At 73.4% G+C, this 13,795-nt stretch carries 15 protein-coding genes; 7 read left to right on the forward strand and 8 right to left on the reverse strand.

All coding sequences use genetic code 11. From position 1 onward, the window contains the following. Nucleotides 1-96: 96 nt before the first annotated feature. Nucleotides 97-747, reverse strand: a complete 651-nt coding sequence (locus AB0368_RS20585; protein WP_366155501.1) for an HAD family hydrolase — start codon at nt 745-747, stop codon at nt 97-99. Between the two features lie 162 nt (nt 748-909). Here AB0368_RS20585 and AB0368_RS20590 point away from each other — a divergent pair, with 162 nt between their 5' ends. The 4 genes from AB0368_RS20590 to AB0368_RS20605 all read left to right on the forward strand — a co-directional run bounded on the left by AB0368_RS20590 (nt 910) and on the right by AB0368_RS20605 (nt 3,716). Further along, nucleotides 910-1,485 carry a helix-turn-helix domain-containing protein gene (locus AB0368_RS20590; protein WP_366155502.1) on the forward strand — a complete coding sequence of 192 codons (576 nt, stop codon included), beginning with the start codon at nt 910-912 and terminating at the stop codon, nt 1,483-1,485. A gap of 61 nt (nt 1,486-1,546) precedes the next feature. Continuing rightward, on the forward strand, nt 1,547-2,473 hold the full coding sequence (locus tag AB0368_RS20595) for a TIGR04222 domain-containing membrane protein (protein ID WP_366155503.1): 927 nt from the start codon (nt 1,547-1,549) through the stop codon (nt 2,471-2,473). Then, a complete protein-coding gene (locus AB0368_RS20600; protein ID WP_366155504.1) occupies nt 2,470-3,285 on the forward strand; it encodes a DUF692 domain-containing protein in 816 nt (271 codons plus the stop codon). Before AB0368_RS20595 ends, AB0368_RS20600 begins: the two co-directional genes overlap by 4 nt. Next, on the forward strand, nt 3,282-3,716 hold the full coding sequence (locus AB0368_RS20605) for a hypothetical protein (protein WP_366155505.1): 435 nt from the start codon (nt 3,282-3,284) through the stop codon (nt 3,714-3,716). Before AB0368_RS20600 ends, AB0368_RS20605 begins: the two co-directional genes overlap by 4 nt. On the opposite strand, the gene AB0368_RS20610 is transcribed toward AB0368_RS20605, so the two are convergent. Both AB0368_RS20610 and AB0368_RS20615 read right to left on the reverse strand, forming a co-directional pair. After that, nucleotides 3,705-5,630: a hypothetical protein gene (locus AB0368_RS20610; RefSeq protein WP_366155506.1), complete on the reverse strand. Its 1,926-nt coding sequence runs from the start codon at nt 5,628-5,630 to the stop codon at nt 3,705-3,707. The genes AB0368_RS20605 and AB0368_RS20610 overlap by 12 nt on opposite strands. A 17-nt stretch (nt 5,631-5,647) precedes the next feature. Further along, nucleotides 5,648-5,995, reverse strand: a complete 348-nt coding sequence (locus AB0368_RS20615; protein ID WP_366155507.1) for a nuclear transport factor 2 family protein — start codon at nt 5,993-5,995, stop codon at nt 5,648-5,650. A gap of 120 nt (nt 5,996-6,115) precedes the next feature. Between AB0368_RS20615 and AB0368_RS20620 the strand changes: the two genes are divergently transcribed. Then, the gene (locus tag AB0368_RS20620) at nt 6,116-6,874 is read left to right on the forward strand and encodes a helix-turn-helix transcriptional regulator (protein WP_366155508.1); all 759 of its coding nucleotides are present in this window, start codon (nt 6,116-6,118) and stop codon (nt 6,872-6,874) included. 16 nt (nt 6,875-6,890) lie between these two features. Beyond that, nucleotides 6,891-7,646 (forward strand): SDR family oxidoreductase, encoded by a 756-nt coding sequence (locus AB0368_RS20625; protein WP_366155509.1) that lies wholly within the window; start codon nt 6,891-6,893, stop codon nt 7,644-7,646. On the opposite strand, the gene murF is transcribed toward AB0368_RS20625, so the two are convergent. Together murF and AB0368_RS20635 are read right to left on the reverse strand one after the other, a co-directional pair. Then, the gene (gene murF / locus AB0368_RS20630) at nt 7,592-8,983 is read right to left on the reverse strand and encodes a UDP-N-acetylmuramoyl-tripeptide--D-alanyl-D-alanine ligase (RefSeq protein WP_366155510.1); all 1,392 of its coding nucleotides are present in this window, start codon (nt 8,981-8,983) and stop codon (nt 7,592-7,594) included. The genes AB0368_RS20625 and murF overlap by 55 nt on opposite strands. Nucleotides 8,984-9,026: 43 nt before the next feature. Further along, nucleotides 9,027-9,662, reverse strand: a complete 636-nt coding sequence (locus AB0368_RS20635; RefSeq protein WP_366155511.1) for a M15 family metallopeptidase — start codon at nt 9,660-9,662, stop codon at nt 9,027-9,029. A 199-nt stretch (nt 9,663-9,861) separates the two neighbouring features. Between AB0368_RS20635 and mug the strand changes: the two genes are divergently transcribed. Beyond that, nucleotides 9,862-10,446, forward strand: a complete 585-nt coding sequence (mug, locus tag AB0368_RS20640) for a G/U mismatch-specific DNA glycosylase (protein ID WP_366155512.1) — start codon at nt 9,862-9,864, stop codon at nt 10,444-10,446. 19 nt (nt 10,447-10,465) lie between these two features. Here the strand turns inward: mug and AB0368_RS20645 are convergent, their stop codons facing one another. The 3 genes from AB0368_RS20645 to AB0368_RS20655 all read right to left on the reverse strand — a co-directional run bounded on the left by AB0368_RS20645 (nt 10,466) and on the right by AB0368_RS20655 (nt 13,727). Then, nucleotides 10,466-11,098, reverse strand: a complete 633-nt coding sequence (locus tag AB0368_RS20645; protein ID WP_366155513.1) for a maleylpyruvate isomerase family mycothiol-dependent enzyme — start codon at nt 11,096-11,098, stop codon at nt 10,466-10,468. Between the two features lie 180 nt (nt 11,099-11,278). After that, a complete protein-coding gene (locus AB0368_RS20650; RefSeq protein WP_366155514.1) occupies nt 11,279-11,566 on the reverse strand; it encodes a DUF1905 domain-containing protein in 288 nt (95 codons plus the stop codon). Nucleotides 11,567-11,798: 232 nt separating this feature from the next. Continuing rightward, entirely contained in the window at nt 11,799-13,727 is a 1,929-nt protein-coding gene (locus tag AB0368_RS20655) for an ABC transporter ATP-binding protein (protein ID WP_366155549.1), read from the reverse strand. Nucleotides 13,728-13,795: the final 68 nt, after the last annotated feature.

Below are 13,795 nucleotides of genomic sequence, written 5' to 3' on the forward strand. Positions count from 1 at the left end.
CGAATGACAACGACAGCCATGAGGTCCACCCCCTTCTTCTTCCGAGGAACAATCAGCTACGGGTGCACTCTCCCGGGGGACGCCCGGGCGTGCAAGCTATTTTCCTCCGGCCATGATCGCCGAGAGGCCCTGGATGACATTGCCCACGACGCGGGTCGGCGCGAAGCGGTTGTCGATCCACTCGCGGCCCCGGTGCAGCCACACGCTCGGTAATCCCATCGCGGCCGCCCCGCCGATGTCCGCCTCGGGGCTGTCGCCGACGATCCAGGCGCCGCTGAGCCGCATGCGGACCCGCTGGGCGGCGAGCGCGAAGATGCGGGGGTTCGGCTTGCTCACCCCGGCCTGCTCCGAGATGACCCAGTCGGCGATGTAGCGGTCCAGGCCGGTGCGCCGGATCCGGGATTCCTGCTGCTCATGGGGCCCGTTGGTGACCACGACGGGCACCCAGCCCGCATCGCCGGCGATCTGCAGCGCGCAGGCCACCAGGGGGTCGAGGCGCTCGTACGCCAGCGGCCCCTCGTGCAGTTCTTCCAGCAGATCGATGGAGGGAACGTCGAGCTGGTAGCGGTCGCGGATCAGATCGGCGAGATCCCACCGCGAAGTGAGCCCGTCAGCATCCACGGAGAGTAACCAGTCGAGATCTTCATGTGGTGCCGCGATCTCGTCGAGGAAGCCCTTCGCCCACAACCTGAACGCACCGCTGCGGTCGAGCAGGGTGTCGTCCAGGGCGAGGAAGACGAGAGGCACCCGCGCACTGTACGTGAGTGAATACGGGAGCGAACAGCCCAAGTCAGTTGACGAAGGCCCGGCCGGTCGGGTGTTTTCGCATCATCAGGAGTCCGGCGCCGGGAATGGCAAGCCGTACGTACGGATTGCAAGCGGCCACGGCGGCGTGACACCATCGCTTCCGTGCCCAGGGTAAGCCAGGACCAGCTAGAGGCCCGCCGTCACGAGATCCTCGCGGCGGCCCGCGGGTGCTTCGCGCGGTACGGCTACGAAGGTGCCACGGTGCGCCGCCTCGAGGAAGCCACGGGCCTGTCCCGGGGCGCAATTTTCCACCATTTTCGCGACAAGGATTCGCTCTTCCTCGCGGTGGCCGAGGACGACGCCGCCGCGATGGTCGAGACGGTGGCCCGCAACGGCCTGGTGCAGGTGATGCGCGACCTGCTCGAGCGGGCCGGGGCGAGCGGCGACACGGCCGGCTGGCTCGGCACCCAGCTGGAGGTGTCCCGGCGGCTGCGCACCGATCCCGAGTTCGCCAAGCGCTGGACCGAGCGGGCGGCGGCGGTCGAGGCGGCCACCCGGGACCGCCTCCAGCGCCAGCGCGACGCCGGGGTGCTGCGCGAGGACGTGCCGGTCGACGTGCTGACTCAGTTCCTCGAGCTCGCGTACGACGGGCTCGTGCTGCACCTGGCCACCGGCCGTCCACCGGGCGAACTGGGCCGCGTGCTCGACCTCGTGGAGGAAGCTGTCAGGCGGGCGTAATCGCACCGTTGCACGCGCCTGCACAATGAGGCCAGCAACCCTGCGAACACGGGAGGTCACGATGGCCCTCGCGGCACAAGGCGACACCTGGGGCGTACCCGGTCCGACCTTCCTCGTCTGGTATCTGGCCGCCGTCGTGGCGGTGGCCGTCATCGCGGCCGTGCACCGCCGCGCCCTGTTCGCCGGTACGCGCGGCGCCCACGTCGACACGCTCGGGCCGCAGCAGCTCGCGTACCTGAACGGCGGCGACCGGCTCGCGGTCTACGCCTCCCTCGGCGGGTTGCGCGGCGCCGGCGCCGTCGGCAGCGCGCCGGACAAGACGCTGTGGCAGAGCGGCCCGATGCCGAGCGGCGTCACCCCGCTCGACACTGCCGTCTACAACGCCGCCGGGCGCCGGATCCGGGCGCGCGAGGTCCTCACCGACCAGTGGGTACGGTCCGCGCTCGACCAGCTCCGCGCGGGCCTGGAGACCAACGGCCTGGCGATCACCGCGGGCAGACTCCGGACCGCCCGGCTGTGGATGATCGCCGGCCTGGCGCTGGTCCTGCTCGGCGTGGCCCGGCTGCTCGCCGGCCTCGCGAACGGCAAGCCCGTCACCTTCCTGGTCTTCGCCCTCGTCTTCGCCGTCATCGTGACCGTCAAGCTGTGGCGGTCGACGCGATGGGCGACCGCCGTGGCCCTCAAGGGCATGGCGGAGCTGCGACGCCGGCACGACTACCTGTCGCCCCGGCAGTCGCCGTCCTACGCCACCTACGGCGCTGCGGGCGCGGCGATGGGCGTGGCCCTGTTCGGGGCGGCGTCGCTCTACACGATGGACCCGGCCTTCGCCGCGGAGGCCGAGATCCAGCGCATCAACGCCACTGGCGTCGCGAGCAGCGCTGGGAGCAGCTGCAGCAGCGGCAGCTCGTGCAGCAGCGGGAGCTCGTGCAGCAGCGGAAGCTCCTGCGGAGGCGGCAGCTCGTGCGGCGGCGGTGGGTGCGGCGGATGACGGCGTACGGGGTGGGCATCGGCTGGCGTCCCGAGATCGCCGGCTTCGTCGCGCAGCTCCCCGGCCTGCGCTTCGCCGAGGTCGTCGCGGAGTCGGTGCACCCCCAGGGTGACCTGCCCACCGGCCTCACCGACCTGCGCGAGCGCGGCGTCGCGGTGGTGCCCCACGGCGTGAAGCTCTCCCTCGGTGGCGCGGAGCCGGTCGAGCCCGCCCGGGTCACCCACCTCGCGGCGGTCGCCCGGCGGCTCGCTGCTCCCCTGGTCAGCGAGCACATCGCGTTCGTCCGGGCGGGCGGGGTGGAGGCCGGGCACCTGCTGCCGGTCCCGCGCAGCCGGGAGGCGGTCGCCGCGGTGGTCGCCAACGTCCGCCGTACCCAAGAAGAGCTGGACGTCCCCCTCGCGCTGGAGCCGATCGCCGCCCTCTTCGACTGGCCCGACGACGAGCTCGACGAGGGCGCCTTCCTGACCGAGATCCTCGAGCGGACGGACGCCCTCCTGCTGCTCGACGTGGCCAACGTGTACGCCAACGCCCGCAACCGCGGCACCGACCCGGCGGCGCTGTTCGACCGGCTGCCGCTCGAGAGGATCGCGTACTGCCACGTGGCCGGCGGCTCCGCGCACGACGGCGTCTACCACGACACCCACACCGACGCGGTGCCGCGGGAGGTGCTGGACCTGGTGGCCGAGCTGTGCTCGCGGCACCGGCCGCCCGCGCTCATGCTCGAGCGTGACGGCGCGTACCCGCCGGCCGCCGAGCTGGAGACGGAGCTGGACGCGATCGCTGCCGCGTCCGGTTATCCGGCGATCACGTGACATCCCTGGCGGAGCGGCAGGCGGCGCTGGTGGCGGCGCTGACCTCGGGTGCGCCCGTACCCCCGGGTTTCGACGCCCGGCTGGTGGAGACCGCCCGGGTCGCGCTGCTGCGCAAGCGGGCCGGCGAGGTGGCCCGGCAGTGGCCCGAGCTGGCGGGTGCGCTCGGCCCGCGGTGGCTGCCGGAGTGGAGTGCGTGGGCCGCCGCCCGGCCCACGAACGGCTCCCTGCGCGACGGCTGGGACCTCGCCCGCGACCTCGCGAGACGCGGCGTCCTGCCGCGCGCGGCCGGAGCGGAGCTGGCCGCCCGCGAGGCGGCCATGCGCTACGACGGCAGGACTGCGCCGCGACCGCGCCGGCTGCCGGCCCTGCGGCGCGCGGGCGGCTCGATCACGGTGCAGGCGGGCGGACGGGTACGCGTCCTACGCCGTTAGGCGGTCCCTGAGCAGCTCGTCGGTGCTGACGAGATCCGCGCCCTCGATGACCAGGCGCTCGTCCCGCCCCGCCAGGCCCGCGAGTTCGGCGTGGGCGCCCATCTCGCGCAGAAGCTCGATCGCCGCCGCGATCCGCCGTCCGCGCTCGATCGCCCTCATCAGCACCGGCACCAGCTCACCGGCCGGCACACCGAGTCGCCACAGGGCGGCGGCCGCGCCGGCACCGGCCCACGGATCGCTGAGCAGCGCCCGCAGCTCCGGTTCCCAGACCCGCATCTCCCCGCGCCATCCGCCTGCTCCCCCGGCCAGCTCGGTCACCACCGCCGCCGCCAGGGCCGCGCGCGGCCCACCGGCGGTCAGCACGGCGTGCAGGGTGGGCAGCGCGGCGGTCGTGTCTCCGGTGGCCGCGATGACGACCTGGGCGGCCAGCAGCTGGGCGGCGCACTGCGGCTGGGTGGCGCCGGCCGCCCCGGTCAGGAGCAGTTCGAATTCCGGCACCAGCGGCTGCGCCAGCGGCCCGAGCAGCGCCACCACTTCCGGGGGGATCGGCGGCCGCGTGGTGAACAGGGCACGGAGGGCGGGCGCCGGGTCGCCGGTCAGCCGGAACAATGCGGTGGCGGCGAGCAGGCCGCCGGGCCGGGTGGCGGCCGCGCGCAGGCCGGGGATCATCGGCGCGCCGACATGGCCCACGGCGAGCAGGGCCCGCGTCGCCGCCGCGGGCGCCGACGGCAGAGCAGCGAGCAGTTCGGGTACGGCGTCCGCGGCACCCCTCCCCCACCGGGCGGCGATGTCGCAGAGCACCTCGATCGCCGCCGTGGCACCCGGCATCGCGACGAGTGCGGTGAGCTGCTCGCGTACCGCGTCCAGCACGGCGGGCGGGCACGGCAGCGGCATCAGGCTGTGGGGCGCCCGGGCAGCGCCGTCGAGGGCGGCCCGGACCAGCGGTGCTACCCAGCGCGGATCACCGATGATCATGAGTGTCTCGAGCGCCTCGCGTTCGGTGGTGACCGACGGCCGCGCCGCCACGGCGGGATAACCCGCGGCCACCTCGCTCAGGTCGTCGGCGTACCGGGCCGCGGCCCGCCCGCAGCGGCGCAGTGCCGTGACGGCCTCGTCGCGCACCTCCGGGTCGTGCAACGACGGCCCGAGCAACGGTACGAGCACAGCCGGCGCGGACCGGGCCACCTGGCACCGCAGGGTCAGCGCCCGGACCGCGGCCCGCCGGGTGTCCGCCGACGAGGCACCGAGCAGGCGCCTCACCAGCGCCGGATCGGCCAGCGCCGGTACGACGACGTCCAGCCAGTCCGCGCCCGCCCGGCGCAGCCACGGCACTTCGGCGCCCGCCTCCGCCGCGGTGGCCAGGCCCTCGATGACCGCCGGGTCGCGGGGCAACGGGTTGCCGTCGCGGACCAGGGTCACGGCGGCTGACGCGCGTACCGCCGGGGAGGGGTCGGTGATCGCGGCCGTGAGCCGCAGCGCCGGGACCAGCGACGCACGGACGCCGGCGTCGGTCTCCACGTCCCAGCGCGCCCGCAGGATCGTGGGGTCGACGTCGCACTGGGCCAGCGCGTAGGCGGCCGCCGCCCGCATGTCCGCGGCCGGGTGCGAGAGCAGCGGCACCAACCGGTCCGTCTCGGCCCGCACCGCCGCACGTACCAGCGCCGTCTCGCCGCGGGTCTGCGCGGGGTCGGCCAGCAGGCCGACCATCCACAGGAAGTCCGCGCGCCCGCCCGCGGCCAGCGACACCAGGAAGGGCACCGCCGCCGCGGTCGCGGAGTAGACCTCGCCCCGGGGGAAGATGCTGCCGTAGAGGTCGTCGAGCGCGGCCCCGCGCAGCATCCCCGGGACGTCGTGCGCAGGGCCGTACGCGTGGGTCAGCGCGTCCCAGTCCACCCGGTCCAGTTCGTCGAGCACCGGGGCACCCTACCGGGCTAGGCCGGCACCTGGTCGAGGAAACCCAGCACGGTACGGATCCGTCCGTCGGCGTCGAGCTCGACGACGTCGAAGCCGGCGACGTCCGGGCCCAGGTGCCAGGTGAACCGGCCCTGGTCGTGGTGTGCGTCGGCCACGCCACCGGGCGTGAACGTGAGCCCGGGGAACTGCTGCTGCACCGCCCCGATCAGCGTGTCCAGCGCCTCGTGACCCTCGACCGCGGCGAGCGGGTCGACGTAGCGGACGTCCGCGGCGAAGACCTCCTCGATCGTCGCGCGGCGCCCGGCCGGGTCGGTCTCGTTCCAGGCCTGGAGATAGCGGGTGACGACGGCGTCGAAGTCGCTCATGGCAAGAACCTCCGTGGTTGCTCGGTTGCTGACGGCGTCCACCGTCCCCCGGCAGGGGTAAGGCGGTCGATTACCTCACGGGTAATGGGAGCGGTGCGTGCCGCTCCCTACGATCGGGCCATGAGCGACGTGGGGGTGCTGCTGCGCGAGTGGCGGGGGAACCGGCGGCTGAGCCAGCTCCAGCTCGCCGGCCAGGCCGGGGTGTCGGCGCGGCATCTGTCCTTCGTGGAGACCGGGCGGTCCCGGCCGACCCGGGAGATGATCCTGCGGCTGGCCGAGGAGTTGGGCGTACCGTTGCGGGCCCGGAATGCGCTGCTGCTCGCCGGCGGTTTCGCACCGGCCTTTCCGGCGCACGAGCTCGGCGGCCCGGACCTGGCCGCCGTGCTCGCGTCGCTGCGTGACGTCCTCGCCGGGCACGACCCGTATCCGGCGGTGCTGATCGACCGGCACTGGACGATGGTGGACGGCAACGCCGCGGTCGCGCTGCTCATCGAGGGCGCGGCGGCGGAGTTGCTGGAGCCGCCGGTGAACGTGCTCCGGCTGTCGCTGCACCCCGACGGCATGGCGCCGCGGATCCGCAACCTGGCCCAGTGGCGTACGCACGTCCTGCACCGCCTCGACCGTCAGGCCCTCGCAACCGGCGACCCGGCGCTGCGCACCCTGCACGACGAGCTGCGCGAGCTGCCCGGCGGCCTGGCCGCGGGCACGCCGGGCGGCCTGGTCGTGCCGCTCCGCTTCGACGCCGGCTGCCGGGAGCTGTCCTTCTTCAGCGTGACGTCCGTGCTCGGCACCCCGCTGGACGTGACGCTGTCGGAGCTGGCCGTGGAGTCGTTCCTGCCGGCCGACGAGGAGACGGCGTCCTTCCTGAAGGCGCGGTAGTGGCAGGATCAACGGCATGGATCTGGGCCTCACCGACCGCGTCTACGTCCTCACCGGAGCCTCCCGGGGCCTCGGTTTCGCCACGGCGCGGGCCCTGGTGGCCGATGGCGCCCGGGTCGTCGTCTCCTCCCGCTCCCGGTCCGCGGTGGACGAGGCCACGGCCGCACTCGGGGAGACCACCGCTGGGATCGCGGCCGATCTCACCGATCCGGGCACGCCGGAGCTGCTGGTCCGCACCGCGACCGAGCGGTTCGGCCGCTTCGACGGCGCGCTGATCTCGGTGGGCGGACCGGGCCGCGGCACGGCGGCGGCGCAGACCGACGAGCAGTGGCGGGAGGCCTTCGAGACGGTCTTCCTGGGTTCGGTACGCGCGGCACGCACGTTCGCGGCGGCACTCCCGGACGGCGGCGCGATCGCCCTCGTCCTGTCCACGTCGTCGCGCACGCCGATCCCCGGCCTGGGCCTGTCCAACGGCCTGCGCCCCGGCCTGGCCGGCGTCGCCAAGGACATGGCAGACGAGTACGGTCCCCGCGGCGTCCGCGTGCTCAGCCTGCTGCCCGGCCGGATCATGACGGATCGCAACCGGGAGCTCTTCGCGGCGACCGGCGACGCCGAGCAGGCCGCGGCGGAGGCGGCGGCGTCGGTCCCGCTCGGCCGCCTGGGCGAACCGGAGGAGTTCGGCCGGGTGGCGGCGTTCCTGCTCTCCCCGGCGGCGAGCTACCTGACCGGCATCTCCGTGCCCGTCGACGGCGGGGCGCTGCGTACGCTCTGACCGATTCCCTCCACGAGCACCGACAGACCCAGGCTGTTCGAGGCCTTGACCAGCACCACGTCGCCCGGCTCGACCAGCTCCCGCAGCAGGTCGGCAGCGGCCTGCCGGTCGGGCACATGGGTGCCGCCGTAACCGGCCGCGTCCCGGTTGCCGACCCCCACGACGACGTCCACCCCGAGCCGTACGGCGGCCCGCCCGACCTCGGCATGCGCGGCCGCCGAACCGCCGCCCAGCTCGTTCATCTGCCCGAGCACGGCCACCGTCCGCCGGCGCCCGGCCGCCACTGCCACCAGCGTCCTCAGGCCGGCGACCATCGACTCCGGATTGGCGTTGTACGCGTCGTCCAGCACGGTGACACCGTCCGGGCACTCGGTGAGCCGCATCCGCCCCGCCGACCGCGGCGTCGCCACGCTCAGCGCGTCGGCGACGAGCCACACGTCGTGGGTGTGCTCCAGGGCCACCGCCGCCGCGGCGAGGGCGGCCGTCACGAAGTGCTCGCCGTGCAGCCGCAGGGCCACCTCCGCCGTACCGGCCGGGGTCCGCAGCACGAACCGGGCCCGGGCGGCACCGTCGAGCACGACCCGCTCGGCGCGGACCCGGGCCGCGGAATGCCGCCCGAACGTCACGACCCGCGCCGCCGTACGCCCGGCCATCGCCCCCACCACGGGATCGTCGGCGTTGAGCACCGCCAGACCGGTGGCCGGCAGCGCCTCGACGAGCTCGGCCTTGGCGCGCGCGATCGCCTCCCGGCCGCCGAACTCGCCGATGTGGGCGGACCCGACGCCCAGCACCACCCCGGTATGCGGCCGCACGACCGGCATCAGCGCGGCGATGTCACCGACATGCCGGGCGCCGAGCTCGGTGACGAGGAACCGGGTCTCGGCGGTGCTGAGCAGCACGGTCTCCGGGACGCCGAGCTCGTTGTTGCGGTTCCCCGGCGGTGCCACGGTCGGACCCAGCCGGCCGAGGACTTGACCGAGCAGGTCCTTGGTCGAGGTCTTTCCGGAGGACCCCGTCACCCCGATGCGATGCACGTGCGGCAGCCGGGTGACGACCTCGGCGGCGAGCAACTGGAAGGCGGCCCGCACGTCCTCGACTACCACCGCCGGAACGCCCACGGGCCGGGAGGCGAGCACCGCGGCCGCACCGTCCGCCACGACCTGCGCGGCGAAGTCGTGCCCGTCGCGGCGCTCACCGGCGAAGGCGGCGAACATCCCGCCCGGCTCGACCCGTCCGGTCTCATAACGCACCGGTGCGGTCACCGCCGTCGCCGGGTCACCGTCACAGACAGTTCCGCGTACGACCGCAGCAATCTCGGCGAGCGTCAGGGGAATCATGGCCTGGCACCCTAGCCACCCCGCGCACTGTTACTGATGGTGACTACACCGGCGCGTACGGTGCGTAGGAAGCCCGGGTGATCAGGGCCCAGTACCGGTCCCCGTACGACCAGTGCCACCACTCCGTCGGGTAGTTGACCAGCCCCACGGCGCTCAGCGCGTCGACGAGCAGACGCCGGTTCTCGACGGCCGCCGCGGAGATGTTGCGGGCCCCGGTGAAACAGGCGTCGTCGCACTCGACCGGGGTCGCGTCGATGGGCGTACCCATGTCCAGCTCGACGCCCTCCGGCGTGCAGAGCGTCAGATCGACCGCGCCGCCGGTGCTGTGCGGCGCCACCTCGACCGGCGAGACGAACTTGCTCGTCTCCACCAGTAGCCGCCCCGCCGGCCAGGAGGGGTGCAGCCGGCGCAGCTCGTCCCGGTAGCGGGTGAAGATCGCCTGCTGGGTCGCGTACGGCCGGTAGCCCTCGACGACCAGGAGCTGGAGTCCGTCCGGCAGCTTGCGCTGCGCATCGGCCAGCCGGGAGACCACCTCGGCCCGCAACCGGGCATAGGCACCGCCGGGATCGGCGGCGCGGGCGTCGAGGCGAAGCTCGGGGACGTCACGGACGTCGACGAGGGGGTCGCCGTCGTCCTCGGTGGGCACGGCGGCGACGCGCGGGTCGGACAGCAGGATCATCGCGGCGGCTCCAGCTCCGGACGGTGCTCGACCAGCCTTCCTGGTCGCGCCGCCGGGCGCCGGTTCCGCGCCCCGGACCACACGTATGGGTCCCTCACCCTGCCTCCTCGTTTCTCGCTGCCGGTCTTCTCGAGTCAAGCAGCGGGCGTCCAGTGCCGGCCTCGGCGGGCCTGCGACCTTCGATGGATAGGCTCGTCGGATGACCTCCCGGCCCGCCGCCGCCGATCTGTCCCATGGTCGCGCCTTCCGGCCGACACCCGCCGAGATCGCGGCGGCGGCCGGCCGGACGATTCCCGACCTGGTCGGCCCGGACCTGCGAGTCCTCTTCTCGGGCATCAACCCCAGCCTGTACTCGGCGGCGACCGGCCACCACTTCGCCCGCCCCGGCAACCGCTTCTGGCCGGCCCTGCACCGCTCCGGCTTCACGGCACGGCTCCTGCATCCGTCGGAGCAGGATGAACTGCCGGAGGCCGGCCTCGGCATCACGAACGTGGTGGCCCGCGCGACGGCCCGCGCCGACGAACTCTCCCCCGCCGAGCTGGTCGCCGGGGGCGAGCTCCTGACCGCGCTGGTCGACCGGTGGCGGCCCCGGTACCTGGCGGTGCTGGGCGTGACGGCGTACCGGACGGCTTTCAACCGCCCGAAAGCGACGATGGGCCCGCAGCCGGACCGGATCGCCGGCGTGCCCGTCTGGGTCCTGCCGAACCCCAGCGGCCTCAACGCCCACTACACGGCCGAGACACTCGCCGCGGCGTTCGCGGAGCTCGGGGCGACCGCGGGTTAGTTCTGGACCGTTTTGGACCTCAACGCAGGACCGGGAGCGGTGACCGGCCCGACCGGCCCGTGGCGGCCTCCACGAACTCCACCGGCGGCGCCATCTCGGCGAGGAGCCGGGCCGTGTCCCGAAGGGCCGCCTCCGGAACCTCCGGCGTCCGCCCCAGCGCGCGGAACGCGTCCAGCAGATGCACCACCGACTCCAGCAACACGATCCGCATGCCCTCGGCGAGGGTGGTCGGTCCGGCGGCCGGCCAGGGCACCACTATGGCCGGGTCGGCGGCACGCAGCCGCTCCACCGCCTGCCCTCCGGTCACAGCGAACCGCGTCACCAGATCCGCTGGCGCGCAGGAAGCCGCATCGCTGACCGCCCGGTCGGCTGTCATTCCGGCCATCGCGTACGCGACCCCGTCCGGCTGGTTGAACCCCCGGAGGATGTCCACCGCGGTCAGGAGGTCGCCGGTGGGCGGGGCCTGCATCCGCGAAGCCTCGGCGAGGATCACGGGAAAGATGGAGACGTGCGCGAACAGCGCCGCCACGTCCCAGCCCGGGCACCGGGTCGGGGTCGCCCACCCGTCCGTGTCCAGGCCGCCGCCCAGCACCGCCCACTCGTTCCAGGTCTGCGAGATTCCGGTGACTGTGGCCTCGTACTCGTCACGCATTGCGCCCTCCCTGGCATTTGCTCGGTACATACCGTCCTGCAGTACAGCGCGTGCCGGCTCGGGGGCCGGTGCGCCGTCGCGACGGGCCTCGGCCGACCGCTGCTCATGCCACCGTCGCGCAGGCGGCCGTCGCGGGTCGCGAGAACCGCCGCGGGTCGCGAGCACCGCCGCCGCGGATCGTCAGATGTCGACGTTCAGTCGTATCGTCACGGTGTCGCCGACGTCGAGTCCTTCCGCGCGGCGCACCACGGCCTTGACCGGCACGATGTAGCGCCCGTCCTTGGGCCACAGCGACGTCGCCCAGCCGGTCGCGCCGATGTGGGCGCTGACCGGGATCATCCCCCAGCCGTAGCTCACGAACGACGCGGTCGACTGCAACACCCGGCACTCGTCATCGGGCACGGTGACGAAGTACCAGGGCGCAGGGCCCTTCCAGAACCACATCTCGGCGCTGAACTCCAGGTTCATGGGGCCAGGATAGGAACCCCACTCACGTTGTCCATGGCTCAAGCCCGCACCACCGCACCAGACCGCCGCCCGCACCCGCACGCCGAGCCCCGGCCACGCCGCCGCGCTGAATCCATGCCGCCACCGCACGCCAAGCCTCGGCGCATGCTCCCCACCCGCAAGCGGGGATCCGGCCACGTTCGCGCGACAAGCCTCCAGCCCGTCCGGTTCCGTGCCCGGGGACCGAACCGGATCAGGGTTCGATGGGCGTCGGCACCTGGATGATGACCGGCTCCACGTCCGGGGCCAGGGGGGTGCTGTCCGCGAATTGGGTTCTGTACAGCTCTGCGTACAGGCCTCCGGCTGCGATTAGGTCGGCGTGGCGGCCGCGTTCCACGACGCGGCCCTCGTCGAGGACCAGGATCAGGTCCGCGTCGCGGACGGTGGACAGGCGGTGCGCGATGACCAGGGCGGTGCGGCCGGACAGGGCCGCCGACAAGGCTCGTTGGACCGCCGCCTCAGACTCGCTGTCGAGGTGCGCCGTTGCCTCGTCCAGGATGACGATCGACGGGTGTTTGAGCAGGAGGCGGGCGATCGCGATGCGCTGCTTCTCGCCGCCCGAGAAGCGGTAGCCGCGCTCGCCCACCACCGTGTCCAGGCCGTCCGGCAGGGAGCGGACGAGGTCGGCGACCTGGGCGCCGCGCAGGGCCTCCCACATCTGGTCCTCGGTGGCGCCGGGCTGGGCGTAGCGCAGGTTCTCCGCGATGGTCTCGTGGAAGAGGTGGGAGTCCTGGGTGACCACCCCGATGGTGTCGCGCAGCGAGTCGAGGGTGGCGTCCCGGACGTCGACTCCGCCCACGCGCACCGCGCCCTCGGTGACGTCGTAGACCCGGGAGACGAGCATCGAGGTGGTGGACTTGCCCGCGCCGGACGGGCCGACGAGCGCCACCATCTGGCCGGGTTCGACCGTGAAGTCGACGCCGCGCAGGACGGGGGCGTTCTCCGTACGGTCGAGGGCCGTGACGTCCTCCAGTGTGGCGAGCGAGACCTCGGCGGCGCTGGGGTAGCGGAAGTGCACGTCGCGGAACTCGAGCCGGCCGGCGCCGGGCGGGATGGCGACCGCGTCGGGCTTCTCCTCGATGCCGGGCTTGAGGTCGAGCACCTCGAAGACCCGGTCGAAGGAGACGAGCGCGCTCATCACGTCGACCCGTACGTTGCTCAGCGCGGTGAGCGGGCCGTAGAGGCGGGTGAGCAGCAGCGCCAGGGTGACCACGGTGCCGGCGGTGACGCTGCCGGTGACCGCGAGCCAGCCGCCCAGCCCGTACGTGAGGGCCTGGGCGAGGGAGGCGACCAGCAGCATGGCGACGAAGAACGTACGCGAGTACATGGCCTGCTGCACGCCGATGTCGCGGACGCGCTGGGCGCGCTCGCCGAACCGGGCGGCCTCGGCCTCGGGCCGGCCGAAGAGCTTGACCAGCAGCGCGCCGGAGACGTTGAAGCGCTCCGTCATCGTCGCGTTCATCTTGGCGTCGAGGTTGTACGACTCGCGGGTGATCTCGGCGAGGCGCTTGCCGACGCGCCGCGCCGGGATGATGAACAGCGGCAGCAGGATGAGCGACAGCACGGTGATCTGCCAGGAGAGGCTGAACATCACCGCGGCGGTCAGCACGAGCTGGATCACGTTGCTGACCACGCCGGACAACGTCGAGGTGAAGGCGCGCTGCGCCCCCGTGACGTCGTTGTTGAGCCGGCTGACCAGGGCGCCGGTCTGCGTACGGGTGAAGAACTGCAGCGGCATCCGCTGGACGTGGTCGTACACCCGGGTGCGCAGGTCGAGGATGATGCCCTCGCCGATGCGGGCCGAATACCATCGCTGGGCGAGTGACAGGAACGCGTCGACGACCGCGAGCGCGGCGATGGTCAGCGCGAGCCGGATGACGGCGGACGCGGCCCCGGATCCACCGCCGGTGATCGCGTTGACCACGTGGCCGGCCAGCACGGGGGTGGCGACGCCGATGACCGCGGCGAGCACGACGGTGACCAGGAAGACGGCGATGTCACCCCGGTACGGGCGGGCGAACCGGAGGATGCGCCCGGTCGTGCCGCGGCTGAGCCGATGCTGGGTGACCCGCTCGGAGTTCTGGATCGAGCGGAGCATGGTCCAGCTCGATCCGCCGGACATGGGTCCCACGCGTCACCTCCGGGTCGTCTCGACAGCAGGCCTAGTGTGCCCGCCGGGTATGACAACCT

The sequence above is a fragment of the Actinoplanes sp. NPDC051475 genome, from assembly GCF_040689425.1.
Classification (GTDB): Bacteria; Actinomycetota; Actinomycetes; order Mycobacteriales; family Micromonosporaceae; genus Actinoplanes.

Coding starts and splice junctions, on each gene's coding strand:
- AB0368_RS20625 (WP_366155509.1), top strand. CDS start 6,891: ATGGATCTGGGCCTCACCGACCGCGTCTACGTCCTCACCGGAGCCTCC.
- murF (WP_366155510.1), bottom strand. CDS start 8,983: ATGATTCCCCTGACGCTCGCCGAGATTGCTGCGGTCGTACGCGGAACT.
- AB0368_RS20600 (WP_366155504.1), top strand. CDS start 2,470: ATGACGGCGTACGGGGTGGGCATCGGCTGGCGTCCCGAGATCGCCGGC.
- AB0368_RS20650 (WP_366155514.1), bottom strand. CDS start 11,566: ATGAACCTGGAGTTCAGCGCCGAGATGTGGTTCTGGAAGGGCCCTGCG.
- AB0368_RS20635 (WP_366155511.1), bottom strand. CDS start 9,662: ATGATCCTGCTGTCCGACCCGCGCGTCGCCGCCGTGCCCACCGAGGAC.
- AB0368_RS20595 (WP_366155503.1), top strand. CDS start 1,547: ATGGCCCTCGCGGCACAAGGCGACACCTGGGGCGTACCCGGTCCGACC.
- AB0368_RS20620 (WP_366155508.1), top strand. CDS start 6,116: ATGAGCGACGTGGGGGTGCTGCTGCGCGAGTGGCGGGGGAACCGGCGG.
- AB0368_RS20645 (WP_366155513.1), bottom strand. CDS start 11,098: ATGCGTGACGAGTACGAGGCCACAGTCACCGGAATCTCGCAGACCTGG.
- AB0368_RS20615 (WP_366155507.1), bottom strand. CDS start 5,995: ATGAGCGACTTCGACGCCGTCGTCACCCGCTATCTCCAGGCCTGGAAC.
- mug (WP_366155512.1), top strand. CDS start 9,862: ATGACCTCCCGGCCCGCCGCCGCCGATCTGTCCCATGGTCGCGCCTTC.
- AB0368_RS20655 (WP_366155549.1), bottom strand. CDS start 13,727: ATGTCCGGCGGATCGAGCTGGACCATGCTCCGCTCGATCCAGAACTCC.